The organism is Streptomyces kronopolitis, from assembly GCF_050953795.1.
GTDB lineage: Bacteria > Actinomycetota > Actinomycetes > Streptomycetales > Streptomycetaceae > Streptomyces > Streptomyces kronopolitis_A.
The window spans coordinates 6,671,233-6,695,162 of record NZ_CP191850.1; the positions used below are offsets into that span (position 1 = coordinate 6,671,233).

The following is a 23,930-nucleotide window of genomic DNA, read 5'->3' on the forward strand; positions in this document are numbered from 1 at the left end:
GGAAGCGCAAGGACTCAAGCCTTCACCGCCCGCAGCGCGTACAGCAGCGGAACGACCGGCTCCGAGGGCGGCAGGCGCCACCAGCCGTTCTCGGCGGGCACCATGGCGTCGAACCGCTTCCAGGGCAGCAACTCGGTCTCCCGCACCAGCTGGACGGTCAGCCCCGCGCCGATCACCGCGGAGAGGACCTCCCCGAGGCCGTGCCGCCACTCGTAGCTGGTCGTGGCGCCGGTCACCGGCGGACCGTCGGTGTAGGTGCAGGGGGTGTCGCTCCGGAGCGGCCCGCGGCCCGCCAAGTAGTCGTGGCGCAGCAGCAGTTGCTGCCGTTCGGGGCTCGGCGTCGGCCCCAGCGCGTCGAGCAGGGGGTGGAACTCGACCAGGTAGAGCGTCCCGCCGGGCCGCAGCAGCGAGCTGACGACCTCCGCCCAGGCCGTCAGGTCCGGCAGGTAGCACAGTGCCCCCTTGCCGGTGTAGACGACGTCGAACCGCCGCCCGCCGAGCGCCTCCGCGGCCCGGTGCACATCCGACCGGACGAACTCCACGGACCGGCCGGCCTCCCCGGCGAGCCGCCGCGCCTCGGCCACGGCCGCCGCGGAGAAGTCCAGCCCCACCGTGTGCGCGGCGCCCCGCTCGGCGAACGCGGCGGTCTCGGTGCCCAGATGGCACTGGAGGTGCAACACCTCCCGTCCCGCCAGATCCCCCAGGTCCGTCCACTCGAACGGCGCGAACCAGTCCTCGGCGGTGCGTGAACCGTCCAGCCCGTAGAACGCGCTGGCCACATGGACCGGGGTACGCGCGTCCCAGTTCGCCTGGTTGGCCAGGAGCATCTCCTCGATGCTGGGCAGGGTCACCGGGAGCGGCGCCGGCTCGCTCTTCTCTGTGGTCATCCCTGACGTCTACCCGCGGGGCGGCGAGGGCCATGCCCCGCGGGGCCGGAGCGGCGCGCCGGACGGAAGCGGCGGGCCCGGGGGGCTCCTACGGGAGCTGTGTCGGCGTCGTCCACACCTCTCCGTCGAGCACATTGCGCATCCCCACCCACACCATGTTCATCAGCCGCAGAGTGATCCGCTCCGGGGGCTCGCCGGGGTGCAGCGCCATCCAGTCGGTGAGCGAGTCCGCCGCCCCGACGAGGGTGTACGCCACGAATTCGGCGTCGTCGTCGGGGCGGGCGGGTCCGTCACTGGCTGCGATGTCGGCCCGCACCAGTCCGGTGACCTCCGCCAGCAGCGCCCGCCGCGAGCGGGCCAGCTCCGCGGTGATCGCCGGGCTCGGCTCGGAGGACTGGCGGTGCAGCACCACCCAGCTGTCGCGGTGTTCGGTGACGAAGGTGAAGAACGCCAGCAGCCCGGCCCGCAGCCGCAGTTCGGGGGAGTGCGCGGGGACCGCGGCGGCCCGGAAGACGGCCAGCAGGCGTTCGGCCTCGCGCCGCAGACAGGCGAGGAACAGCCCCTCTTTGGAGTCGAGGTAGAGATAGACCATCGGCTTGGAGATGCCGGCGAGTTCGGCGATCTCGTCGACCGAGGCAGCGTGGTAGCCGCGCCGGGCGAAGACCCGGATCGCCGCATCGATGATCTGCTGCTCCCGGACCGGCCGGGGGACGCGTCGCCTGCGTATGTCGCTCATTCGCGTCAGCTTACCCTAACCTTACTAGCGAGTAAGGTTACGCGGAAGTAAGGCGATGGGGCCCGGTGGGGTCCTGTCGTCCCGATCGCCGGCAGGTGTAAAGCGCGCCGAAGGTGGTAGGCGATCCTCCGTAACGCCCCGCATCGCAACGGCCGTTGATCGGGTGATGGCCGACGCGGCGCTGTCCGTGGCACGGGCCGGAGTGCTCCTCGGCCGGTCCGTGGCACACGGGGCGGAGCCCGGCGCTGGGTGTCGCCGGGGGAAGTGAGAGCGGGCCGCCGCCGATGAGTGGCGAGGCGGCGGCCCGCACCCCAGCCCCCGGCCGACCTCTGACCCGCGCGGGCGATTTCCGGCCGGAAGGGCCCGGAAGCGGCTCCCCGTCACCGCCGGATGGCCGGTCGAACCCCCTTGATTCGCACGTCTGTTGGGTTTGTGGCGCGCCGGTGGCGCCGCATCCGTCACTCCGTGCACGTGACCCGGTCACTTGTCTGCACCAACCCCCTTCCGGTGGGTATGTTGGGGGCTGCGGGGCGTGGTCGTACAAACACGCAATGATCGCGGCTGCCCCCTGGCTGAATGCTGTCGAAGCGACGGGAAAGTGTGGAATGAGCCAAGAAGCGCGACCGCCCTCCGGAGTCGTCGACGTCAGCATCCCGAGCGTTGCCCGGATGTACGACTACTACCTCGGCGGCAAGGACAACTACGCCGTCGACCGCGAGGCCTGCGAAGAGCTGAGCAAGGTCGTTCCGAGCACTCAGGTGCTGGCGATCAACAACCGGCGCTTTCTGCAGCGGGTGGTCCGCTGGCTGGCCCGCGAGCACGGCGTCCGGCAGTTCATCGACCACGGATCAGGCCTGCCGACGCAGGACAACGTCCACCAGGTCGCCCAGCAGGTCGACCCCGCCTCCCGTGTGGTGTACGTCGACAACGATCCCATCGTGCTGGCGCACGGCCGCGCGCTGCTGGAGGAGAACACCAACACCGCCGTCATCCAGGCGGACATGCGGGACACCGACGGCATCCTGAACAGCCCGGAGGTGACCCGCCTGATCGACTTCGAGCAGCCCGTCGCCGCCCTGTTCGTCTCCGTGCTGCACTGCATAACGGACGCCGACGACCCGGCCGGTCTCATCAAGCGGGTCGCCGACCGGCTGGCGCCGGGCAGCTTCCTGGTGGTGTGCCAGCTGGTCAGCGAGGACGCCGCCACCCGGGACTTCGTCACCGAGTTCATGCGGGTCAGCACCCAGGGCCAGTGGGGCCGGGTGCGCCAGGCGCACGAGCTGGCCGGCTTCCTGGACGGCCTGGAGGTCCTGGAGCCGGGTCTGGTGGAGGTCTCCACCTGGATGCCGGACGCGGACATCGGCCCCAAGCAGCTCACCCAGGAGTGGATCGAGTTCGGCGGCGTCGCCCGCAAGTCGTAGCGCGGCGGCCGCAGGAGAAGAGGGGCGGGGCGCCCACCGGGACCCGGCCCCTCTTCCGCCCGGGACGGGCGTCAGCTCTCCTGCTTGAGCAGCCGTTCCAGTATCACCAGGGATTCCCGCGGGGACTCGGACTGTGCGCTGAGCCGGTCCATCACCGCGAGGTAGTGGTCGACGTCGTCGCGCTTGTCCAGATAGAGCGCGCTGGTCAGCTGCTCCAGATAGACGATGTCCGGCAGGTCCGGCTCCAGGAACCGCAGGATCGTGATCGGTCCGCCGGCCGCCGCCAGCCCGCCGAGGCTGAACGGCGCGATCTGCAGCGTGACATTCGGCAGCTCGGCCATCGTCAGCAGATGTCTGAGCTGGCCCTCCATCACCTCGGGCCCGCCGAGCGGACGGCGCAGTGACGCCTCGTCGATCACGGCCCACACCCGCGGCGCGTCCGGGACCCTCAGCAGCTCCTGACGCTGGACGCGCAGCCGCACCCGCCGCTCGATCTCCTCGGCCGAGGCCCGCGGATGACCGAGCTGCGTCACCGCCCGGGCGTAGTCCGGGGTCTGCAACAGGCCCGGCACGAACTGGACCTCGTAGGTACGGATCACCGAGGCGGCCTCTTCGAGGCCGATGTGAGTCTCGAACCAGCCCGGCAGCACATCGCCGTACTGATGCCACCAGCCGGGGGTGCTGGTCCGGCGGGCCAGGGTGAGGAAGTCCGAGCGGACCGATTCGTCCGTGACGTGGTAGAGCGTCAGCAGGTCGGCGACGTCCCGTTCCTTGCAGCTCACCCGCCCCAGTTCCAGACGGCTGATCTTCGCGTGGGAACCGCGGATGGCGTCGCCCGCGGCCTCGCGGGTGATGCCCGCCCCTTCGCGCAGCCGGCGAAGCTGGGTGCCCAGCACGATGCGCAGGACGGTCGGGCCGCCCCGCGGGTGGGTGAGGTAGCGGCGCAGCGACGGATCGCCGCTCGGCTGTTCGGCACTCATGCCGGGACCCCGTTCCGCTCGGCCTCGCACTCGCGCGGCGCGCACCGTTGCGCGGTTCGCTCGCTGCGCTCGCTCATGCTGACTCCCCTGGGTGGTCGGGCGAACGCCCAGTGTCCCATTGCCCCCAGCCCGCGTACAGCCGGGGCGGGTATTCGGCCGACATATGCGTCAGCCGCGGCCGATGAGATCGTCGAAGTCGCCGTCCTTGGCGCCCTGGACGAAGGCGGTCATCTCGTCGCGGGTGTAGACCAGCGCCGGACCCGAGGGGAAGCGGGAGTTGCGCACCGCCACCTCCCCGTCCGAAAGAACCGCCAGTTCAACGCAGTTGCCGCTGGGGTTGCTGCGACGGCTCTTGCGCCAGACGGCGCCGTCGATGGCGGTTGCCGCTATGCCGTTGGTCACCGGCTCCATATCAGATGCTCCCTTGCTGGAGGACGTGCCTCCGACCGATCCCGGGCCTTCACTCACCTTGGCGTGAACGTGCCCCTGTGTGGCCGTACTTACCGATGTAATTGCAGATGCACTTGCATCGACGGACGACTGACGAGGATATTAGCTCTCCGAGGCAGTCCGGCCCAGTCCCGAAATCCCCTTCGCGGAGATGTTGATGACCACTCATCCGGCAGAGACCGTGCACGACGCCCTCCGGGATGAAGCGTGTGACGACACCTGGTGGATGCCCGCCCCGGACGACTTCGCGGCGTGCGCACTGAGCAGCTCGGCCCGCACCGTGGCGGAGGCCCGCCGGTTCACCCGGGCGACGCTGGAAGGCTGGAAACTCTGCGCGGGCGTCGCGGAGGACGCGGCCCTGGTCGTGTCCGAACTCGTCAGCAACGCCCTGCGCTACGGCAGCGGTACCGGGGCCAGGCGCGGGCGCGACGAGGCGCTGGCCGCGCTGTGCCCGGCCTGGCTGGCGCTGACCCGGCAGGGGGCGACGGTGCTGTGCGCCGTCTCGGACGCCGGCGGCGGCGCACCCGTCGTCAGGCCCCAGGACACACTTGCCGAATCGGGACGTGGTCTCCAGATCGTCGACCGACTGAGCGATGCCTGGGGCTGGACGCCCCCGGACCGCTCGGGCAAGACGGTCTGGGCGACCGTGTCGGAGCGCGGCTGAGGGGGGATCGCGCTGCGACGACGCGGCCCCGCCCCGAGTGAGCCGATGGGCCGCTCGGGGCGGGGTCGCGTTGTGGGGCGGGTGCTAGCCCTGCGGGTCGCCCAGCCCGAACGCGGTCAGCAGCCGTTCGGCCGCGAGCGTCGCGGTCAGTTCACCGTCGCGCACCGCCCGTTCGACCTCGGGGCTCAGCCGGCGCACCTCGGGGTGTTCCTGGAGCCGGTCGATCATCCGGTCCCGGACCATCGACCACGTCCAGTCGACCTGCTGGGTGCGGCGCCGCTCGGCCAGCGCGCCGGTGGAATCCAGCAGGGTGCGATGCTGCTCGACCCGCTCCCACAGCGCCTTCAGGCCGGTGCCCTCGCGGGCGCTGCAGGTCAGGACGGGCGGGGTCCAGGCCGCGTCGACGGGCTGCAACAGCCGCAGCGCACCGGCCAGTTCGCGGGCCGCGGAGCGGGCGTCCCGCTCGTGCGGACCGTCGGCCTTGTTGACGGAGACCAGGTCCGCCAGCTCCAGCACGCCCTTCTTGATGCCCTGGAGCTGGTCGCCGGTGCGCGCCAGGGTCAGCAGCAGGAAGGTGTCGACCATGCCCGCGACGGTGGTCTCGGACTGTCCGACGCCCACCGTCTCCACCAGGACGACGTCATAGCCCGCCGCCTCCATCACCACGATGGACTCGCGGGTGGCCCGTGCCACACCGCCCAGCGTGCCGGAGGTGGGGGAGGGCCGGACGAACGCCGCCGGGTCCGTCGCCAGGCGCTCCATCCTGGTCTTGTCGCCCAGGATGGAGCCGCCGGTGCGGCTGGAGGACGGGTCCACGGCGAGCACCGCCACCCGGTGCCCCATGCCCGTCAGCAGCGTGCCGAGGGCGTCGATGAAGGTCGACTTGCCGACACCGGGCACCCCGCTGATGCCCACTCTGCGGGCCGCGCCGGAGTACGGCAGCAGCTCGATCAGCAGCCGCTGGGCCGCCGCCCGGTGATCGGGGCGGGTGGACTCGACCAGGGTGACGGCCCGGGCGATCCAGGCGCGGGAACCCGCGCGGACACCCTCGGCGTACCGTTCGACATCGATCCTCGCCGGCATGTCCCCCCGCTCACAGCTCGTGGCCGAGGACCGCAGCCAGGTCCCGCACCAGATCGTGGGCGGCCTCGGGAATCACCGTGCCGGGCAGGAAGACCGCGGCGGCGCCCATGTCGCGCAGCGGCTGCACGTCCTGCGGCGGGATCACCCCGCCCACCACGATGGTGATGTCCTCCCGGTCCTCCGCGGCCAGCGCCTCGCGCAGCGCGGGCACCAGGGTCAGATGGCCGGCGGCCAGCGAGGAGACGCCGACGATGTGGACGTCCGCCTCCACGGCCTGGCGGGCCACCTCGGCCGGGGTCTGGAACAGCGGGCCGACGTCGACGTCGAAGCCCAGGTCGGCGAAGGCCGTGGCGATCACCTTCTGGCCGCGGTCATGGCCGTCCTGGCCCATCTTGGCCACCAGGATGCGAGGCCGGCGGCCCTCGGCGCGCTCGAACTCGGCCACCAGCGACCGGGTGCGCTCGACACCGGAGGAGGGGCCCGCTTCGTCTCGGTACACACCGGAGATCGTACGGATCTGGCCGGAGTGGCGCCCGTAGACCGACTCCAGTGCGTCGGAGATCTCACCGACGGTGGCCATGGCGCGGGCCGCGTCCACCGCCAGTGCCAGCAGATTGCCCTCCAGCCCCTCGCCGGGACCGGACTTCGCCGCCGCGGTCAGCGCGCGCAGCGCCTCCTGGCAGGCCTGCTCGTCGCGCTCGGCACGCAGCCGCTTGAGCTTGTCGATCTGCTGGGCGCGCACCGAGGAGTTGTCGACCTTGAGGACCTCGATCTCCTCATCCGTCTCCACCCGGTACTTGTTGACGCCGATCAGCGCCTGCCGCCCGGAGTCGATCCGTGCCTGGGTGCGGGCCGCGGCCTCCTCCACCCGCAGCTTCGGGATGCCCGCGTCGATGGCCTTGGCCATGCCGCCGGCCTCCTCGACCTCCTCGATGTGCTGCCAGGCGCGCCGGGCCAGGTCGTGGGTGAGCTTCTCGATGTAGGCGCTGCCGCCCCACGGGTCGATGACCCGGCAGGTGCCCGACTCCTGCTGCAGGAACAGCTGGGTGTTGCGGGCGATCCGGGCGGAGAAGTCGGTGGGCAGCGCCAGCGCCTCGTCCAGGGCGTTGGTGTGCAGGGACTGGGTGTGGCCCTGGGTGGCGGCCATCGCCTCCACGCACGTGCGCGTGACGTTGTTGAACACGTCCTGCGCGGTCAGCGACCAGCCCGAGGTCTGCGAATGGGTGCGCAGGGACAGCGACTTGGGGTTCTTCGGCTCGAAGCGCTGGACCAGACGCGCCCACAGCAGCCGGGCCGCGCGCAGCTTGGCGATCTCCATGAAGAAGTTCATGCCGATCGCCCAGAAGAAGGACAGCCGCGGCGCGAAGGCGTCCACGTCCATCCCGGCGGCCAGGCCCGCGCGCAGGTACTCGACCCCGTCGGCGAGGGTGTACGCCAGCTCCAGGTCGGCCGTCGCGCCCGCCTCCTGGATGTGATAGCCGGAGATCGAGATGGAGTTGTAGCGCGGCATCTTCTGCGAGGTGTACGCGAAGATGTCGGAGATGATCCGCATCGAGGGCTGCGGCGGATAGATGTAGGTGTTGCGGACCATGAACTCCTTGAGGATGTCGTTCTGAATGGTCCCGGCCAGCTTCTCGGGCGGTACGCCCTGTTCCTCCGCCGCCACGATGTAGAGGGCGAGCACCGGAAGCACCGCGCCGTTCATCGTCATCGAGACGGTCATCTTGTCCAGCGGGATGCCCTCGAAGAGCTGCCGCATGTCGTAGATCGAGTCGATGGCGACGCCCGCCATGCCGACGTCACCGGTCACCCGCGGGTGGTCGCTGTCGTAGCCGCGGTGCGTGGGCAGGTCGAAGGCGACCGACAGGCCCTTCTGGCCGGCCGCGAGGTTACGGCGGTAGAAGGCGTTGGACTCCTCGGCCGTGGAGAAGCCGGCGTACTGCCGGATGGTCCAGGGCTGGTTGACATACATCGTCGGGTACGGGCCGCGCAGATACGGCGTGATCCCCGGGTAGGTCCCCAGGAAGTCCAGGCCGTCGAGGTCCGCCTCCGTGTAGAGCGGCTTGACGTCGATGCCCTCCGGCGTCTCCCACGTCAGATCCGCCACGCCCTTGCCGGTGGCCTGCTCGACCGCCTCGGCCCATCGCGTGCCGTCGCCCGCGCCGTGCGCCGCGTCCGGTTCCCCCAGCTCGACCGCGCTGAAGTCCGGGATGGCGCCGGCCTGCTGCGTCGTGTCTCCCATCACGCCACCTCCATGACATCCAGGGCCGAGGAGAGGACCTCGACCGCGTCGCAGCCGGCGAAGACGAAGGTGTCCACGCCCGCCGCGGTGAATTCCTCCCGGTGCTCGCCCGGCTTGCCCGCCAGCAGCACCCGTACCGCTCCCGCCGACTTCAGCGCGGCCGCCACGGCCGCCGCCTGTTCGCCGTAGACCGCGTCGCTCGCACACAGACAGGCGATCCGCGCGCCGCCGGCGGCGAACGCCGCGGCGACCGACTCCGCGTCCACCGGCGCGGGTTCGGACACCGTCTCGATGCCGCCGGCCTGGAACAGATTGGCGGCGAAGGCCAGCCGGGCGGTGTGCGCCGCGACCGGGCCCAGCGCGGCCAGGAAGACCTTCGGGCGGGCGCCGCTCGCCGCCAGATGGGCGTCGGAGCGCGACCGCAGCCGCTCGTACGCGTCGTCCCGGCGCACCCGTGGCAGCCCCCCGCCGATCGGCGCGGGCGCCGGTTCACGGGTGACCGGGGGCTCGGCGAGATGCGGGAACTCGCTGACGCCGGTGATCGGTTCGCGCCGGCGGGCGAGATCGTCGGTGCGCCGCTGCCAGGTCTTAGCCAGCCGGCCGGCGATCAGTCCGGAGCGCAGCGCCGCGGCCTGGCCGCCCGCGCCCTCGATCTCCTGGAACCACGCCCAGGCGGCGCGGGCCAGCTCGTCGGTGAGACTCTCCACGTACCAGGAGCCGCCCGCCGGGTCGATGACCTTCGACAGGTGCGACTCCTCCAGCAGCACGGACTGGGTGTTCCGGGCGATCCGCCGGGCGAACGCGTCCGGCAGGCCCAGCGCGGCGTCGAACGGCAACACCGTCACCGCCTCCGCGCCGCCCACCCCGGCGGACAGTCCGGCGACCGTGGTGCGCAGCATGTTCACCCAGGGGTCACGACGGGTCATCATCACCGTGGAGGTGACCGCGTGCTGGCGCTGCGCGGCCGCGTCGGGCGACGCCCCGCACACCTCGGCGACCCGGGCCCACAGCCGTCGGGCCGCGCGCAGCTTGGCGATGGTCAGGAACTGGTCGGCGGTGGCGGCGTAGCGGAACTCCAGCTGCCGGCAGGCGTCGTCGATGCCGAGTCCGGCCGCCGTCAGCTGCCGCAGATAGGCGACCCCGGTGGCCAGCGAGGCGCCCAGTTCCTCGGCGGCCGACCCACCGGCCTCGTGGTAGGGCAGCGCGTCGACGGCCAGCGCCCGCAGGCCCGGCGCGTCGGCGGCGCAGCGCCCGGCCAGGCGGGCCGCGGCCGCCAGCTGGAGGCGCAGCTTGGCGTCGTCACCCGTACGGGCCAGCAGGCCGAGCGGATCGGCGCCCAGCGCGCCGGCCGCCTCGCCGAGCGGTGCGCCGGACGCGGTGTACAGGCGCAGCAACTCCTCGGCGGCCGCCTCGAAATCGGCGCCCGCGTCCAGGACCACCGCGGCCAGGTCCAGATAGACGCCCTGCAGCGTCTGCTCCAGACCGGAGACCGGCACGCCGCCGTCCCCGACGGTCAGCCAGACCGACGTGACGCCGTTCTCGAGGTCGGCCAGGATCGACGCGTTGGCCTGCCGCGGATCGGTGTGGACGTGCTGCTGGCGCACGTCCCACCCGGCGACGGTGGTGCCTTCGGGCCGGCCGGCCCGTACGAAGGGCGGGAAGCCCGGGTGGGCCGGGAGGGCCGCACCGTCCTCGGCGGTGTAGAGCGGGCGGATGCGGATGCCGTCCTGGAGGCCGGTGGAGAGGGCGTCCTCGGCGGCGGCACCGGACGCCTCGGTGACGCCCGATTTGCGCAGCACACCTTCGACGAGGCGCTGCCACTGCTCTCGGTCGGCATCCGGGAAGGCGGCGGCCAGGGGGAGTTCGGGGGACTCGGCGGTCATGGCAGCAGGCTAGGCGAACGACCGTTAGCCGGAGCAGTGTCTCAGGCTGTGACCTTGCACTCGTTGACCACTGGTGGATCTTCCTGTTTTCACGCGAGAAGGGGCAGGTGGGACGGGGTCGCCGGTATCGTGCGCGGTCGGTCTTTCCGGTACCCGACGCGCCTGCTCCGGCGCGGGCGCCGGGTTCACTACGGTGGGCGCCGCACCCCCAAGGAGCGCGATGCCCCGGGCCCCGATCCGCACCACGGCCGCCGCCGGACTGCTGCTGCTCACCGCGGCGGCCGCCGGGCTGCCGCAGGGGCCCGCCGCGGGCACGCGTGCGGGCCGCGCCGAACGCCGGATCGCCTCCTGGTCCGCCGATTTCCGGCAAACCGCGGAATTCACCCGTTACGGCAACGACAACACCCGCCTGGACGACTGGACCGGCGGCGACGGCACCCACTCGGTGCGCCTGCCCGACGGCCGCACCCTGTGGCTGTTCTCCGACACCTTCCTCGGCCGGGTCCACGCACCACCCGGCCCGCACGGTGACACCCACCACTGGCGCACCTCCGGCACCGGCGGCACGCCCTCCCTGTGGCACAACTCCGCGGTGGTGATGTCCCGTTCGGGCCGTGCGCGGCGCACCCTGACCGGTGGCGGGGCGGCCGCTCCCGGGCCGTTCTTCCCCGACCCGCCGGGCGGCGGCCGGCGCTGGCCGGTCGGCGCGCGGGTGGAGCCGCGTGCGCCCGGCGCCACCGCGCGGGTCGTCCGCGTCCTGCTGTGGCGCCGCACCCCCGGCACCGGGCCGTGGATCTTCGGTGAGCCGCACGGCACCGAGGTCGCCACCCTCTCGCTCCCCGGGCTGCGCCTGGCAGGCATCACACCGGCCGTGGACCAGGCGGCCGTCCCGGATCCGGGACGGCGGGTCCTCTACGGCACGGCGGTGGTCCCCGTCGGCGGCTGGACGTACGTCTTCGGCGGCGACGACCCGCCCACGTCACCGGCCTCCAGCGCCTACCTCGCACGGGTCCCGGCCGGGCGGCTGGCGGACCGCGGCCGCTGGCGGTTCTGGGACGGCGCCCGCTGGCGGCGCCGGGCCGGGCGGGCGGTGCCGGTGCTGCGGGGCAGCGGCCGGCGCGGCGTGGGTGCCTCCTTCACCGTGGTGCGCGACGGACCGGCCTGGGTGCTGTTCACCATGGACACCGGCGGCGACGGCTCGGCCGGGCTGCGGGTGATCACCAGCTACCGGGCCGGTGCGCCGCAGGGCCCCTGGCGCGGTCCGCACGGCCGTCTCACCCCGCCCCGTCCGCCCGCCGCCGACCCGCGCCACGTCGCCGTCTACAACCCGCAGGCGCACCCCGAATTCACCGGCGGCCGCGGGCTGCTGCTCAGCTACGACATCAACTGGCTCGGCCCGCCCGGCGTCCCGCCCGGCCCCCGGATCAACGGCGCGGTCGAGCTGTACCGGCCGCGATTCCTGCGGGTACGGCTGGCACCGCGCGCACCGTGACGGGCGGGCCGGTGCGCTCCGGCCCCGGTCTCAACTCCCGTGCTCCCGGCGCCAGGTGCGCGCCGCCTCCTCGATGTCGAACGGGACGAGACGCAGCGGGGGGCCGTCGAGCGGCGCCCGCAGCGCCGCGCGGATCCGTTCGTTGATCTCGGACAGGATGCGGCGCAGCGCGGCCTCGCTCGGCGCCGCGGCCGCGGCCTCCCGGGCGTCCTCGGCCTCCTTGCGCAGGACGAGGCCGGCCGGCAGGAAGGACAGGTGCTCGCGGTGCATCTTCTCCTTGATCCACCACATCTCGTCGTACGGCCGGTCGAGGTGGGGGAGGGGCTTGCCGGCCCCGGTGAGCCCGTCGAAGGCACCGCGCTCGGCGGCCTCGCGGATCTGCCGGTCCGCCCAGGTCTCATGGCTCATGCCGGGGGGTTTGCGCTCGGTCATCGTCAGCGTCTCCCGAGGTTCGGACGCCGGCGGAGCGCTCCGTCCGGCGTGCGGGGAAGGCGGATGCCTGACTTCACCGTAACGCGGTGCCCCGGCCCGGCGGGCGGCCCGCGGGTTCAGCTCGCCGGCTGCGCGGTGCCGCCCGGCGTGGCGGAGCCGCCCGGGACCGGGTCGGACGGCCGGGTGGCGGAGGGGGTCGGCTCGACGACCGGGAAGGCGTTGTTGCCGCCGCACACCATCGGGCCGATGCGCACGGACGAGCCGGCGAGGGTCACCGGCACCCGGTCCGGCGGCTTGTTCCCGGGCACCCGGGCGTTGGCCGCGGTGCACACCAGCTGGTTGAGCGAGGCGGAGTCCAGCAGCTTCACATTCATCGGCAGCTCGATCTCCACGCCGCCGTTGCGGGCCTCGGCGGTCAGCGCGCCGGGGAACTTCGGCAGCACGCTGGACAGACCGCGCATCCGCTCGGCGTGGTTCGGCCCCCTGAGCAGCAGCTGGATGGCCTGGTCCGGGTCGGCCGGTGCCTTCGCCGGGCGGGTCGCGGAGCGCAGCCCGGAGGGGCCGTAGAAGAACAGCTGGACATCGGACTCGGGCTGGCCCGGCGACTTCACACCGGTGGCGGGCTCGCCGGCGTCGATGACATCGGTGGGCGCGATACCGCAGCCGGCCAGCGCACCCGCGAGGACGCCGGCGAGCACGAGGCCGCCCGGCAGGCGGCGCGCGGACCGCGGCGCACGCGGGGCGTTCGGGACGGAGGGGGTGTTCATTCGTGATGCGCCTTCCCGGCCACGGGACGTGCGTCGTCCCGGTCGTCCTCCGCGGCCGGCCCGGCGGCCGCCCCCGCGTCCTGCGGCGGTGTGGAGTCCTCCGCGCCGGCCTCGCCCGCCTCCTCGTGGCGCAGCGGCAGCTCCACCGTGAACACCGCACCGCCGTCAGGGCAGTTGGCGGCGTGCAGGGTGCCGCCGTGCAGCCGGATGTTCTCCTGCGCGATGGCGAGTCCCAGCCCGCTGCCCTCGGAGCGGGCGCGGGCGGAGTCGGCCTTGTAGAAGCGGTCGAAGACATGCGGCAGGACCTCGGGGTCGATGCCCGGCCCGCTGTCGAGGATCTCGATCCGCAGCCGGTCCGCGTCCGGCTCCGGCGCGTGCAGCACCACCCGGACCGGCTCGCCGCCGTGGTGCAGGGCGTTGCCGACGAGATTGGCGACCACCACGTCCAGCCGCCGCGGATCGAGCCGCGCCCGGACGTCGGCCGGCAGCTCCGCGGCCACCCGCTTCTGCCAGGCCCTGGCCTGCAGCGTCTTGCGGATGGTCTCGGCCACGTCGACCTCGTCCAGATGCAGGGCCGCGGCCCCCGCGTCGAAGCGCGAGACCTCCATCAAGTCCTCCACCATCCGCGCCAGCTTCCCGGTCTCCTGGCTGATCAGCCGGACCGCGGAGGCGGTGTCGGGGTCCAGGGACCCGGCGTCCTCGTCGAGCACGTCGGTCACCGCGGACATCGCCGCCAGCGGGGTGCGCAGCTCGTGCGAGACATCGGCCGCGAACCGTCGGGCGTTGGACTCCAGACGGCGCAGCTCGGCCATGCTCTCCTCCAGCCGGGCCGCCATGTCGTTGAAGGTCCGCGACAGCTCGGCGAGTTCGTCGGCGCCCTTGACCTCCAGCCGGGTGTCCAGCCGGCCTTCGGCGATCCGCCCGGCCGCCTGCCGCAGCCCGCGGACCGGCCGCAGCACCCCGCGCGCCGCCAGCAGCGCCAGGACCACGGTCAACACCAGCACCGGCACCACGCCCCGCTGGGCGGCGCTCACCAGCGCCTCGACATTGGACTCCTCGGCGCTCAGCGGCACCTGGGCGTACACGGACAGCGCGGAGGCCGTGCCGTCGGACTGCCGCACCGGCATCCCGATCAGCAGCCAGGGCTCGCCGCCGCGGTCCACCCGCTGGAAGGCCGGCACATGCCGCTTCTCCACGGAGCCCTTGAGGCCGGCCGGTACCGTGAAGCCGCCCTGAAGACTGCCGTCGCCGCCGTCCGCAACCCCCCGGTAGTGCGTCGAGATGTCCCAGTCCCGTGACGTGCCCGAGCGCTCCAGCTGGACCCGGAAGAAGTCCAGATCGGCCCGGGACGGCGGGGTCGGCAGCTCCGGGGCCAGCGAATTGACCTGCGCCCGCAGGTCGTTGACGGCGGTGTCCTGGGAGCGCTGGAGGATGGCGTTCCGGGCCTCCTGGTAGGTCAGCAGGGCGGTGGTCAGCGCGCTGAGGACGGCCACCACCAGGAACCCGACGACGAGCCGGGCCCGCAGCCCGCGCAGCATGGTGCCGGTCGGTATCCGGCGGCCGGCGCGCTTCACAGGGGACCGAAGCGGTAACCGAAGCCGCGCACGGTCTGGACGTAACGGGGGCTGCGCGGGGTGTCCTCTATCTTCGTCCGCAGCCGCATGACACAGGCGTCCACCAGCCGTGCGTCGCCGTGGTAGCTGTGCTCCCACACCTGCTCCAGCAGCTGCTGGCGGCTGAAGACCTGCCCCGGAGTGGCGGACAGGAACAGCAGCAGCTTCATCTCCGAGGGGGCCAGCGCCAGGTCCTTGCCGGCCTTGCCCACGACCAGACCGGCCCGGTCTATGGCCAGTTCGCCGTAGGCCTCGACGGGGGAGGGGCCCGGCTCGGCGGCGGGCGGCGCCCCGTCGGCGGGCAGCGCGGTACGGCGCAGCACCGCACGGATGCGTGCTTCGAGGACCTCGCCGCGGGCCGGTTTGACGATGTAGTCGTCGGCGCCCGCCTCCAGTCCGAGCACCACGTCCAGATCGTCGCCACGAGCGGTGAGCATGATGATCGGCAGCTGCCGCTCGGCGCGGATCAGCCGGCACACCTCGAAGCCGTCCTTGCCGGGGAGCATCAGATCCAGCAGCACGATGTCGGGGCGGAAGCCCGGCAGGGCGGTGAGGCCCTCCTCGCCGCTGGCCGCGGCAGCCACCTCGTGGCCGCGCCGCCGCAAGGCGAGGGACACCCCGTCCCGTACGGCGGCGTCGTCCTCGATCAGAAGTACACGTGGCATGGGTCCAGTATCAATAAGTTTCATGATGGATCCGTAACAGGAGCAGCCTCCCCGGCCTTCCGTGCATCTCCCGTGGTGCAGGCGGCGCGAGACCTCCGTGAGAGGTGTCCGCCACCGACCGGTACGGACACGAGCACGGTGACGAGGGACGGGATCAGGATGGCACGGGGCTTCGGAGGTCAGCGCGGCATCATCGGAGTGACCGCGGCGGCGGTGGTATCGGCGGTGGTCGCGGGGGTACTTGCCTTCTCGAATGCCGGAAGCGGCTCCAAGGCGGAGGCGGACGACGCCGGGTCCGGCCAGAAGTCCAAGCCGGCTCCGGTCGACTCCTCCATAGTCCACTCCTCGGACCGCCCCGGCCGCAGCCTGAACATCACCATCGATGACGGCCCGAGCCCGGAGTGGACGCCGAAGGTGCTCGACGTGCTGAAGAAGCACAACGTCAAGGCGGTCTTCTGCATGATCGGCCCGCAGGCCGCGGCCCACCCGGACCTGGTCAAGAAGGTGGTGGCCGCCGGCCACAAGCTCTGCGACCACACCATCAGCCACGACACCACCATGGACAAGAAGCCGGAGAGCTACCAGTCCAAGGAGATAGTCGACGCCGAGAAGATGATCGAGAAGGCGGCCGGCGGCACGCAGGTCGAGTACTACCGCGCCCCCGGCGGTGCGTTCACCCCCTTCAGCCGGAAGCTGGCCGCGGACCGCGGGATGCGCCCGCTGGGCTGGAACGTCGACAGCAAGGACTTCGAGAGCGGCAGCGTCCAGACGATCGAGTCGACGGTGCGCGCCGAACTCAACCAGCCCCACCACACGACCCTCCTGTTCCACGACGGCGGCGGCGACCGCTCCCGGACCGTCGAGTCCCTGGACCGCCTGCTGCCCTGGATGCAGAGCCAGGGCTACGGATTCGGCTTCCCGCAGCGCTGAGCGCGCGGAGGGTTCGGGCCGGTCACCCTCGGGGGTGGCCGGCCCTCGGCGTGCAGCGGCCGTGCGGGGGAGACAGATCGGGGGCCCGCAGGAATCACCCGGTCCGGATCTCCAGGGAGGGGCCACCCGCGCTACGCCGCGCCGAACAGCTCCGCGAGGTCGCGCTCCAGGCCGAGGTGCGCCATCTCGCTGCCGGCGGGCACCGCCCGGTAGGAGCGGGACAGGAACCGCCGGACATCGGAGGTCTTCAACTGGAGCATGGCGATGCCCTCGTCCGAATGGAACTCCATCACCGTCCGGTCCGGGCCGGAGGGCCGCACCCGCACATCGCCCCGCCCGGCGGGCATCCGCAGCCCCTCGTCGAGCAGCTCCCGGGCGAACGCCCAGTCCACCGCGGTGCCGTCCAGCGAGATCTCCGGCGGGAACGACATCCGCACCGCCAGCGGGTCGGCGGGCTGGTAGTGCAGCACGGCCGGCGCGGGATGGCTGCGGGGCGAGGTGGCGAGGAGGCGGACCTGAACGGCTTGGTCGATGACGCGGTGCATCGCGCTGCTCCTCACGGCTGTCGAATCTCGGTGACTCATCCAGTAGGACGGTGTGGCCGTCCCCGCAGTGCACACGACAGGGGTGTGAGGTATCTCATGCAGATCGCCCTTGACCGGCGGTCCGGGTGGGGGCGCGGCCGGCGAGCGCCGCGGTGTCCGGCGGGGAGTGGGCGTCCGGACGGACGGCCCGCTCCCCGCCGGACCTCAGTGCGCCCGCTGTTCCGGAAGGTGCCCCGCCTTTCCCGGGTACACCAGGAACTCCTCCAGGATCCCGGGGGCCGTCGCCGCGGCGAAGCCGGGCGCCTCGTCGGCCGCGAGGTCCGGGATGCGATAGCCGTTGTCGCCGGCCGCGACCGCGGCGGTGAGCGTGACGACGCCGGCCCGGCGGGTGAAGGGCGAGGTCGTGAACGTCCAGGCGGCGATGGCATCGCGCTGGAGGGCGAGGGTGTCACGGCTGACGGTGCCCGAGCGGGCGACCAGATACGGACCGTCGACGCCGTGCCCCAGACTGCGGTACGCGTCCCGTGCCAGCCACAGCACCACCGCCGTGGAGACCACCGCGTAGATCCAGGCGCAGTGCAGCAGGACGGGGGTGAACGCCAGGCCGAGACCGGCGAGGACGGCGGTGCCGGGCAGCACCACGAACAGCAGCCCGCGTACCCGCCGCCGGCGCAGGGCGACCCGGGGATGCGGCATCAGCGCGACCGGCGAACCGTCACCGGGGAAGGGCGACCGCAGCACGCCGCCCGCCACCCGGAGCGCCTCGGTGCGGGGCGCGGGCGGCAGCAGACCGCTGCGCTTGCGGTTCTCCTCCCGGCTGCCCAGCCCGCCGGCCACCGCACGCACCGTCGCCCCGCCGCCGGCCCGCAGCAGCAGCGGTTCGCACAGCAACACCCCGCGCAGCCGGGCCCGTTCGATGGTCACCGCGCGGGTGGTGAACAGTCCGCGGCGCACCCGCAGCGTGCGGGCGTCGGTCCACTCCAGGCAGTAGCTCCACCAGTTCTCGATGTACAGCACCACGGAACCGACCGAGCCGAGAGCGAGGACGGCCAGCAAGACCGCCGGGATCGTCAACCACAGTGCGCCGGCGCCGAGTTCGGTGAACGCCCGCCGGACGATGCCGAGTTTCCACGGCACGATGCCGATGCCGTCGAGCACCCGGTAGCCCGACCCGGCCGCCACGAACACCCCGCCGATGACCCAGAAGGTGAGCGGCGCGTACCGCAGCCAGCGCCAGCTGATCCGCGCCAGCACCGGGTCGTTCGCGGTCGCGTCGGGGTCGGCGTACGCGAGCAGTTCCGCACGCAGCCGCTCCGCCTCGGGGGTCGCGAGCGCCTCCAGCGACAGGTCCTTGCTGCCGACGCCCGAGCCCGCCGTACCGGCCCGCAGCACGGTGACGCCCAGCAGCCGGTGCAGCGGCGAGGCCGTCAGATCGACGGTGCGGATCCGGTGCAGCGGCACACTGCGCAACCGCCGGGTCAGCAGTCCGCTGCGGACGTCGAAGGTGCGGGCGCCGCCCTGGTCGTCACCGTCTGCCGCCCCGCCCTCGCGGCTCGGGGACACGGTGATCCGGAATTCCGTACGGGCCCAGCGGATCAGGCCGATCGTGGTCACCACGGCGAAGGAGACGGCGAGCGCGCCGAGGGTGAACCAGGCCTTGGGGGTGATCCGGCCTCCGGTGGCCAGCGCCGTCAGCGCCGCCGAGCCGAGCGGCGCGGCCAGCCAGCCGCAGTGCACCAGCAGCGTGCGCGCATCCAGCCGCCGCCACTCGCCCGTCTCCCCGGCGGAGGTCGCGGCGCCGGAGGCGGCAGGGGCCGCACCGGACCGTGTGCCGGGTGCGCCGTGCTCTGTACCGGGCGTGCCCGGGTCCAGCGGCGCGCTCATGCGGCATCACCCGGCACGTCCTGCGCGGCCTCGCCGATCCGCCGGGACAGTTCCTCGGCGTCCGCGTCGGACAGTCCCGCGATCTTGATATCGCCCGCGGTCGAGGCGGTGGTCACGGTCACCGTCGCCAGCCCGAATCGCCGCTGCAGCGGGCCGCGCACGGTGTCCACCGTCTGCACCCGGCTCAGCGGTGCGATCCGCCGCTTCTGCCAGAACCAGCCGCCCGCCGCGTAGACGGCCCGCTCGCCCAGCTCCCAGGCGTGCACCGCGTACCGCCACCGCGGCATCACCACGAGATAGCTCACGGCCGGCACCACGAGCACGACCAGCAGCAACGGGCCCAGCCAGGGCAGCGCGTCGGGGAAGAAGAGGAGGGACAGCACCGTCAGGGTGAGCGCGATGAGCAGCATCGGGCCGCTGAGCGCCACCAGTGCCTGAAGCGTCCACCAGCGGCGGGCCCGGGGGTCGACGCGGTGGCGGGGCGGTCGCAGCAGCGCGGCGGCGGGTTCGGGCATGAGGTCACCGGTTTCCAAGTCAAGCGTATTGGGTGGCGATACGTTATAACGGTACAAGCGACTTGTAAAAGTGGGCAGGGTTCCGCGAGGTCAGAACTCCCTGCATGGGGGCCACGTATCGAAGTGCCGAGCGTGGGAGGTCATCCGTGCCCAAGAAGGTGGATCACGAAGCGAGGCGTCAGGAGATCTCCGAGGCGCTGTGGCGGCTCGCGGGTACCCGCGGACTGGAGGGGGCGAGCCTGCGTGATGTCGCCGCGGAGGCCGGCATCTCGCTCGGCCGGCTGCAGCACTACTTCCGCTCCAAGGACGAGATGCTGCTCTTCGCCCTCCGGCGCATCAACCGGCTCGCCGGGGACCGGATCCGCGAGCGCATCGAGGCGCTGCCCGGGGAGCCGACGCCCCGCGAGGTGCTGCGCGCCTGCCTGTCGGGCATGCTGCCGCTGGACGAGAAGAGCCGCGTCGGAGTGCTGGTCGGCGCCGCCTACTTCACCCGTGCCGCGTACGACGAGACCCTGCGCGCCGAGGCCAAGAACGGCATTCCCCAGCTCCGCGCCCTGTTCACCGAGCAACTGCGGCGGGCCGCCGAACGCGGCGAACTCCCCCCGGAACGCGCCACCGAGGACGAGGCGATGCTGCTCATCGGCATGGTCGACGGCCTGTCCACCTACGTCCTGCTCGATGTGTACGACGGCCGGACCGCGCTGCGCATGATGGACGGGCATCTGGCGCAGCTCTTCGAGGCGAACGGCACCGCCACCGGTGCGCCGGCGGCGAGCGGGGTCTAACCCTGCCGGGTGGGGCGGAGGGGTCGGACGGGGCGGGCGGTTGCGGCCTACGCCTCGCGCAACAGCGCGGCGAGGTCGGCCTCGACGTCCAGGTGGCCGGCCTCCTCGCCCTTGGCGACGATCCCGTACGACCGGGTCAGGAACGCCCGCAGCTCCTGCGCGTCGAACTGCACCACCGCCATGCCGCCGACGGCGTGGAACTCGATGACCACCGCGTCGGCGTCATACGGCCAGATCTGCACATCGCCCGCCCCGGCCGGCGTGCGCAGCCCCTCCTCCAGCAGCTCCCGCCCGAACGTCCAGGCCACCTCCGCGCCGTCCAGCGACGCGGAGGGCGGAAAGACCAGGCGCACCGCGAACGGGTCGGCACGGTCGTATCGCAGGTTCGCCGGAATCACCTGCGACCGGGGAGCGGTTGCGATGAGACGGGCCTGAACGGCTTGGTCGATGACGCTGGACATCGCCGGCTCCCTTGCATTCGTTGCGGACACTTGCGCCTTTGGCCACTAGGACGCGCGGGATATCGCGCCAGTGCATTGGATTCCTACGTGACATGCGTCACGGACCTTCGAATGTACGTATTTGCCCTCTTTGCTGGGGCCTGGCGGGCGCAATCGGCACCCAAGAGCGCGGTCTGACGGGGCGTGAGGGGCCGGGGTGTGGCCTGATCGCGACGCCCGGAATGTACGGATGGGGTGTGGTGTGCGAAGGAGCGGCTGTGCGTGGGGGGATCGGGGCGGGTGGGTGCCGCGGGGTGGGGGAGGAGTGGTGTGGGGCCGGGAGATCGGCGGTTGGCGCGGACCGTCATCCGCCGGGACGCGCGGGCGGCGACCGGCTGTGGGTGGTGGTCGCGGTGGGGGGCAACGGCGGCGGTGCGGGTGCTGAACGGCAGTTTTTCGCCGTTCCGTGCGAGGTGCGAGGTGCGAGGGGGATGCTGGGGTCAGTGGGGTCAGTGGGGTCAGTGGGGTCATTGGGTCGGTTCGGGTCGGTCGAGTCTGCTGGTGGGGAGGGGGGCTTGGGCGGGGAGGCCTGTAGAGCTCCCGCTGCCAAGTACAGCCGGACCGTACGGATCTCGGGCCGACGATGGCCGCTCATGGCGACGACCGCGGTGATGTGCACGTCGACACCCATGGCGACACCCACGATGCGACCTTGGCCGGGCCGCCCGCTTCGGGCTCCCTGCCGCCTGCCGCCCGCCGCCCGGTGGCCGTCGCCCGCCGCCCGGCGTCCGGTGGCGAGCACATTCGGTCGGCGTGTGCTGCCCCCGGCTGGCATCGACGCGCCGTGGCCAGCACCCACCGCTTGCCGGGGTGGCTGCCCGTAGGGCCGAGCAGACGGGCCCTCAGTCCATCAGGCCGGGGCTCAGTCCATCAGGCTGGGGCTCAGTCCATCAGACCGGGGATCAGTCCATCAGGCCGGGGATCAGTCCATCAGGCCGGCGAGCCGCCCCTCCAAAACCACCAGCAACTCACTCAGCGCCTCGGAGAGTTCCTCCTGCCGGTGGTCGCCGATGCCGCCGAGCAGCGCCGCCTCGTACTCCAGCTGTTCGGGCAGCAGACGGTCGACGGTTTCGCGGCCCTCGTCGGTGAGCGAAAGATGCGCGACCCGGCGGTCCCGGCCGTCGGGTCGGCGGGCGATCAGGCCCCGCTCCTCCAGCTGCCGTACGCGCTTGGTCACCGCGGCGCCGGAGGCGAAGGTCTCACGGGCCACCCTCCCGGGGGTCAGCTCGCGGTCCATCCGGCGCAAGGTGCCGAGGATGTCGAACTCGGGACGGGTGAGCCCGGCCTTCCGCAGCGGCGCGTCGGCCGCCTGCTGGAGCAGCGCGGAGCAGCGGTTGAGCCGCCCGATCACCGCCATCGGGCCGGTGTCCAGCCCGGGGTGCACCTGCTGCCACTGGCGCTGCACCCTCGCGACGATGTCCTCGGTCACCCGCACTCTCCTCTCGGTCCGGCGGTAAGCCTCCCCAATTGTGCCTGCCGGACGGTGCCCTCCGCCGGGCGGCACCGCCGGCGTCAGGCGGCTGCCACCGGCACCCGGAGCTGCCGGACGAGCAGCGTCAGCGTCCGGTGACCCTGCTGCTGGGCATGGTCGATCCGTTCCTCCGGTAGGGCGCGCTGCCACCACTCGCCGGCCGCCACCTCCACGGCCTCGCGGAGTTCGACCAGACAGCCGGCCAGCCGGTCCCGGGCCCAACCGGTCTCCCGCGCATCGTCCGCCCCCTCCGCGCCCCCTGCACCGGACGCGGACCGCGCCCCGAGCAGCCGGGACGCGGCGGCCTCCGCGGCCACGACCAGCTCCAGGGCGACCTCGACACGGTCCGCGGCACGTCGGTTGGTGACCACGACGCAGCAGGCCAGACCCACCGCCGCGCCCACCACGGTGTCGATCCAGCGGTCGGCGATCAGTGCCCTCGCCGGCAGCTGACCGCCGAACCCGGACAGCAGCAGGGCCAGTGGTGTGACACAGGTCGAACCGAGCCAGTAGTTGCGGCTGATCCAGGCCTCCGCGCCGAGCTGGCAGGCCAGCGCCAGCCCGATCATCGCGAGGTGTCCCAGGTGGATCAGCGGCAGCAGCGCGGTGTAGAGCAGCAAGCCGGACAGATTGCCCAGGGTGCGCTGCAGCGCCCGCTGCCAGGTGAGGGTGGTGTTGGCCTGGTAGATCGAGGCGGCGGTGACCACGGCCCAGTACGGGTGCCCGACGCCGAGAGCCATCGATGTCCAGCCCGCCAGCACGCAACCGGCAGTCACCCGCGCCGCGATCGGCAGCAGCGGCGACCCCGGCCCGAGCCGGGCGAGCACCGGCCGCACCCCACGCGGATGCCCCGGCGCCGGCCGCCGCACGCCGGTCACCTCGCCGCCGACGTCGAGCCCCTCCCTGCCCTGCCTCTCCCCGTTCTGCCAGGACGAGGCGTCGGTCGCCACGTCCGGCAGCGGTCCGCCGCCACGCAGCTCACGGGCCCAGTCGCCGAGCCGGTCGGCTTCGAGACGCCCGAGGCCGTGGCCGAAGTCCCGGCCGAAGTCCTGATCACGGCTCTGGTCGACGGCCCGGTCGAAGGCGTCGTCGAAGCTGTGCCTGTAGTGCCGACCGCCATCCGGCCCGGCCGCTCGCTCGGCTTTCCCTCCGACTCTCCGCCCCACGCTCCCCAACGCCGACTCAGCCTCTGTCAGCAGCCGTTCGAGCCCTGCCCGGGCCGCGGCCCTCGCCGGGGTGTGCGCCGGAACCCCGTACAACGTGTGCCACGCGGTATTCACCGCGGCGGTGGTGGCATGCCAGGCGTCCGTCGCCCCGGAGGGCCGCCCGCAGGCGGGGTCCGATTCCGTACGCAACAGCCCCGCGGCCGCCTCCAGCGCACGGGCCACGACGATCCGCTCGGGTCCCTGCGGCCGTATCGGCGCCGGAGCCATACAGACCAGCCAGGCCAGGATGCCGGTGCCGAGCGTCAGGGCGAGGTGCAACGGCACCTGCCCGAGGCGCTGCGGCACAAAGAACGCCGACGCGGTGACGAACGTCAGGATGATGTTCCCCGGCGGCCCGATCCGCGTTGCCTCGCAGACCGTCTTGTGGATCGCGGCGACCAAGGCGGCGCACACGACGAGCAGCGCGGTCGACGTGGTCAGCGACGCCGCGGTCAGCGCGACACCGACACTCGCCACCATGCCGAGAACCACCCACGACAGAGTGCGGGCCCGGGCGGCATACGGCAGGCCGTGCCCGTACAGGGCGCACAACGCCCCGGCCGAGGTGTAGAGGATCAGGTCCAGCCGCCCCAGCGCGAACAGTGTGAGGTCCGGAACGGCCATCGCCACCAGCGCACCGACGGCCGACTTGTACCAGATGTCGCTGGGCCGACGCAGCCGCAGAGCACCACGGACTGGCAATGACCGCACCCGCACCGCACCTCCCGGCCCGCTACGCCAGCTCTGCCCGGACGGCTTGCGATGCTTCCCCATACGAAA

At 72.7% G+C, this 23,930-nt stretch carries 22 protein-coding genes; 5 read left to right on the top strand and 17 right to left on the bottom strand.

The annotated features are described in order from the left end of the window. Positions 1 to 14 precede the first annotated feature (14 nt). Both ACQP17_RS29435 and ACQP17_RS29440 read right to left on the bottom strand, forming a co-directional pair. Positions 15 to 887, bottom strand: a complete 873-nt coding sequence (locus ACQP17_RS29435) for a class I SAM-dependent methyltransferase (protein ID WP_433858992.1) — start codon at positions 885 to 887, stop codon at positions 15 to 17. Positions 888 to 975: 88 nt separating this feature from the next. After that, positions 976 to 1,623, bottom strand: coding sequence for a TetR/AcrR family transcriptional regulator (locus ACQP17_RS29440; protein ID WP_364881590.1), 648 nt, complete (start codon positions 1,621 to 1,623; stop codon positions 976 to 978). A 605-nt stretch (positions 1,624 to 2,228) separates the two neighbouring features. Between ACQP17_RS29440 and ACQP17_RS29445 the strand changes: the two genes are divergently transcribed. Then, complete coding sequence (locus ACQP17_RS29445) at positions 2,229 to 3,044, top strand: SAM-dependent methyltransferase (RefSeq protein WP_433858993.1); 816 nt, start codon at positions 2,229 to 2,231, stop codon at positions 3,042 to 3,044. Positions 3,045 to 3,115: 71 nt separating this feature from the next. Here ACQP17_RS29445 and ACQP17_RS29450 read toward each other — a convergent pair whose 3' ends face one another. Further along, positions 3,116 to 4,024 carry a helix-turn-helix domain-containing protein gene (locus ACQP17_RS29450; protein ID WP_364881595.1) on the bottom strand — a complete coding sequence of 303 codons (909 nt, stop codon included), beginning with the start codon at positions 4,022 to 4,024 and terminating at the stop codon, positions 3,116 to 3,118. A 168-nt stretch (positions 4,025 to 4,192) separates the two neighbouring features. Beyond that, entirely contained in the window at positions 4,193 to 4,435 is a 243-nt protein-coding gene (locus ACQP17_RS29455; RefSeq protein ID WP_364881597.1) for a DUF397 domain-containing protein, read from the bottom strand. 196 nt (positions 4,436 to 4,631) lie between these two features. Between ACQP17_RS29455 and ACQP17_RS29460 the strand changes: the two genes are divergently transcribed. After that, the gene (locus ACQP17_RS29460) at positions 4,632 to 5,138 is read left to right on the top strand and encodes an ATP-binding protein (protein WP_433858994.1); all 507 of its coding nucleotides are present in this window, start codon (positions 4,632 to 4,634) and stop codon (positions 5,136 to 5,138) included. Positions 5,139 to 5,222: 84 nt separating this feature from the next. Here the strand turns inward: ACQP17_RS29460 and meaB are convergent, their stop codons facing one another. The 3 genes from meaB to ACQP17_RS29475 are packed head-to-tail and all read right to left on the bottom strand — an operon-like array spanning position 5,223 to position 10,346. Then, positions 5,223 to 6,221 (bottom strand): methylmalonyl Co-A mutase-associated GTPase MeaB, encoded by a 999-nt coding sequence (gene meaB, locus ACQP17_RS29465; RefSeq protein WP_433858995.1) that lies wholly within the window; start codon positions 6,219 to 6,221, stop codon positions 5,223 to 5,225. Positions 6,222 to 6,231: 10 nt separating this feature from the next. Then, positions 6,232 to 8,463 carry a methylmalonyl-CoA mutase gene (gene scpA, locus ACQP17_RS29470; protein ID WP_433858996.1) on the bottom strand — a complete coding sequence of 744 codons (2,232 nt, stop codon included), beginning with the start codon at positions 8,461 to 8,463 and terminating at the stop codon, positions 6,232 to 6,234. Further along, a complete protein-coding gene (locus tag ACQP17_RS29475; RefSeq protein ID WP_433858997.1) occupies positions 8,463 to 10,346 on the bottom strand; it encodes a methylmalonyl-CoA mutase family protein in 1,884 nt (627 codons plus the stop codon). Before ACQP17_RS29475 ends, scpA begins: the two co-directional genes overlap by 1 nt. Before the next feature lie 220 nt (positions 10,347 to 10,566). On the opposite strand from ACQP17_RS29475, the gene ACQP17_RS29480 reads away from it, so the two are divergent. After that, a complete protein-coding gene (locus ACQP17_RS29480; protein ID WP_433858998.1) occupies positions 10,567 to 11,838 on the top strand; it encodes a DUF4185 domain-containing protein in 1,272 nt (423 codons plus the stop codon). A 30-nt stretch (positions 11,839 to 11,868) separates the two neighbouring features. Here the strand turns inward: ACQP17_RS29480 and ACQP17_RS29485 are convergent, their stop codons facing one another. From ACQP17_RS29485 to ACQP17_RS29500, 4 genes are all read right to left on the bottom strand, one after another. Further along, positions 11,869 to 12,270: a DUF1992 domain-containing protein gene (locus tag ACQP17_RS29485; RefSeq protein ID WP_433858999.1), complete on the bottom strand. Its 402-nt coding sequence runs from the start codon at positions 12,268 to 12,270 to the stop codon at positions 11,869 to 11,871. Positions 12,271 to 12,386: 116 nt separating this feature from the next. Further along, positions 12,387 to 13,037 carry a hypothetical protein gene (locus tag ACQP17_RS29490; protein WP_433859000.1) on the bottom strand — a complete coding sequence of 217 codons (651 nt, stop codon included), beginning with the start codon at positions 13,035 to 13,037 and terminating at the stop codon, positions 12,387 to 12,389. Beyond that, positions 13,034 to 14,575, bottom strand: coding sequence for an ATP-binding protein (locus tag ACQP17_RS29495; protein WP_433860038.1), 1,542 nt, complete (start codon positions 14,573 to 14,575; stop codon positions 13,034 to 13,036). The genes ACQP17_RS29490 and ACQP17_RS29495 overlap by 4 nt, the downstream gene beginning before the upstream one ends. Positions 14,576 to 14,607: 32 nt before the next feature. Continuing rightward, positions 14,608 to 15,315 (bottom strand): response regulator transcription factor, encoded by a 708-nt coding sequence (locus ACQP17_RS29500; protein ID WP_364881618.1) that lies wholly within the window; start codon positions 15,313 to 15,315, stop codon positions 14,608 to 14,610. A 159-nt stretch (positions 15,316 to 15,474) separates the two neighbouring features. On the opposite strand from ACQP17_RS29500, the gene ACQP17_RS29505 reads away from it, so the two are divergent. Further along, complete coding sequence (locus ACQP17_RS29505; protein ID WP_433859001.1) at positions 15,475 to 16,245, top strand: polysaccharide deacetylase family protein; 771 nt, start codon at positions 15,475 to 15,477, stop codon at positions 16,243 to 16,245. Positions 16,246 to 16,376: 131 nt separating this feature from the next. On the opposite strand, the gene ACQP17_RS29510 is transcribed toward ACQP17_RS29505, so the two are convergent. The 3 genes from ACQP17_RS29510 to ACQP17_RS29520 form a co-directional block, all read right to left on the bottom strand. Then, the gene (locus ACQP17_RS29510) at positions 16,377 to 16,790 is read right to left on the bottom strand and encodes an SsgA family sporulation/cell division regulator (protein ID WP_433859002.1); all 414 of its coding nucleotides are present in this window, start codon (positions 16,788 to 16,790) and stop codon (positions 16,377 to 16,379) included. 204 nt (positions 16,791 to 16,994) lie between these two features. Further along, the gene (locus tag ACQP17_RS29515; protein WP_433859003.1) at positions 16,995 to 18,674 is read right to left on the bottom strand and encodes a PH domain-containing protein; all 1,680 of its coding nucleotides are present in this window, start codon (positions 18,672 to 18,674) and stop codon (positions 16,995 to 16,997) included. Further along, positions 18,671 to 19,189, bottom strand: coding sequence for a PH domain-containing protein (locus ACQP17_RS29520; protein ID WP_433859004.1), 519 nt, complete (start codon positions 19,187 to 19,189; stop codon positions 18,671 to 18,673). The genes ACQP17_RS29515 and ACQP17_RS29520 overlap by 4 nt, the downstream gene beginning before the upstream one ends. Positions 19,190 to 19,335: 146 nt before the next feature. Here ACQP17_RS29520 and ACQP17_RS29525 point away from each other — a divergent pair, with 146 nt between their 5' ends. Further along, a complete protein-coding gene (locus ACQP17_RS29525) occupies positions 19,336 to 19,974 on the top strand; it encodes a TetR/AcrR family transcriptional regulator (RefSeq protein WP_433859005.1) in 639 nt (212 codons plus the stop codon). Between the two features lie 47 nt (positions 19,975 to 20,021). On the opposite strand, the gene ACQP17_RS29530 is transcribed toward ACQP17_RS29525, so the two are convergent. The 3 genes from ACQP17_RS29530 to ACQP17_RS29540 form a co-directional block, all read right to left on the bottom strand. After that, positions 20,022 to 20,435 (bottom strand): SsgA family sporulation/cell division regulator, encoded by a 414-nt coding sequence (locus ACQP17_RS29530; protein ID WP_433859006.1) that lies wholly within the window; start codon positions 20,433 to 20,435, stop codon positions 20,022 to 20,024. A 961-nt stretch (positions 20,436 to 21,396) separates the two neighbouring features. Continuing rightward, a complete protein-coding gene (locus ACQP17_RS29535) occupies positions 21,397 to 21,903 on the bottom strand; it encodes a MarR family winged helix-turn-helix transcriptional regulator (protein WP_249637765.1) in 507 nt (168 codons plus the stop codon). Positions 21,904 to 21,986: 83 nt separating this feature from the next. Then, complete coding sequence (locus tag ACQP17_RS29540) at positions 21,987 to 23,867, bottom strand: FUSC family protein (protein WP_433860039.1); 1,881 nt, start codon at positions 23,865 to 23,867, stop codon at positions 21,987 to 21,989. Between the last annotated feature and the right edge of the window lie 63 nt (positions 23,868 to 23,930).

Bases quoted from the DNA above. Each gene is read 5' to 3' on its own strand.
- ACQP17_RS29435 (WP_433858992.1), bottom strand. From the start codon at position 887: ATGACCACAGAGAAGAGCGAGCCGGCGCCGCTCCCGGTGACCCTGCCC.
- ACQP17_RS29440 (WP_364881590.1), bottom strand. From the start codon at position 1,623: ATGAGCGACATACGCAGGCGACGCGTCCCCCGGCCGGTCCGGGAGCAG.
- ACQP17_RS29445 (WP_433858993.1), top strand. From the start codon at position 2,229: ATGAGCCAAGAAGCGCGACCGCCCTCCGGAGTCGTCGACGTCAGCATC.
- ACQP17_RS29450 (WP_364881595.1), bottom strand. From the start codon at position 4,024: ATGAGTGCCGAACAGCCGAGCGGCGATCCGTCGCTGCGCCGCTACCTC.
- ACQP17_RS29455 (WP_364881597.1), bottom strand. From the start codon at position 4,435: ATGGAGCCGGTGACCAACGGCATAGCGGCAACCGCCATCGACGGCGCC.
- ACQP17_RS29460 (WP_433858994.1), top strand. From the start codon at position 4,632: ATGACCACTCATCCGGCAGAGACCGTGCACGACGCCCTCCGGGATGAA.
- meaB (WP_433858995.1), bottom strand. From the start codon at position 6,221: ATGCCGGCGAGGATCGATGTCGAACGGTACGCCGAGGGTGTCCGCGCG.
- scpA (WP_433858996.1), bottom strand. From the start codon at position 8,463: ATGGGAGACACGACGCAGCAGGCCGGCGCCATCCCGGACTTCAGCGCG.
- ACQP17_RS29475 (WP_433858997.1), bottom strand. From the start codon at position 10,346: ATGACCGCCGAGTCCCCCGAACTCCCCCTGGCCGCCGCCTTCCCGGAT.
- ACQP17_RS29480 (WP_433858998.1), top strand. From the start codon at position 10,567: ATGCCCCGGGCCCCGATCCGCACCACGGCCGCCGCCGGACTGCTGCTG.
- ACQP17_RS29485 (WP_433858999.1), bottom strand. From the start codon at position 12,270: ATGACCGAGCGCAAACCCCCCGGCATGAGCCATGAGACCTGGGCGGAC.
- ACQP17_RS29490 (WP_433859000.1), bottom strand. From the start codon at position 13,037: ATGAACACCCCCTCCGTCCCGAACGCCCCGCGTGCGCCGCGGTCCGCG.
- ACQP17_RS29495 (WP_433860038.1), bottom strand. From the start codon at position 14,575: ATGCTGCGCGGGCTGCGGGCCCGGCTCGTCGTCGGGTTCCTGGTGGTG.
- ACQP17_RS29500 (WP_364881618.1), bottom strand. From the start codon at position 15,315: ATGCCACGTGTACTTCTGATCGAGGACGACGCCGCCGTACGGGACGGG.
- ACQP17_RS29505 (WP_433859001.1), top strand. From the start codon at position 15,475: ATGGCACGGGGCTTCGGAGGTCAGCGCGGCATCATCGGAGTGACCGCG.
- ACQP17_RS29510 (WP_433859002.1), bottom strand. From the start codon at position 16,790: ATGCACCGCGTCATCGACCAAGCCGTTCAGGTCCGCCTCCTCGCCACC.
- ACQP17_RS29515 (WP_433859003.1), bottom strand. From the start codon at position 18,674: ATGAGCGCGCCGCTGGACCCGGGCACGCCCGGTACAGAGCACGGCGCA.
- ACQP17_RS29520 (WP_433859004.1), bottom strand. From the start codon at position 19,189: ATGCCCGAACCCGCCGCCGCGCTGCTGCGACCGCCCCGCCACCGCGTC.
- ACQP17_RS29530 (WP_433859006.1), bottom strand. From the start codon at position 20,435: ATGTCCAGCGTCATCGACCAAGCCGTTCAGGCCCGTCTCATCGCAACC.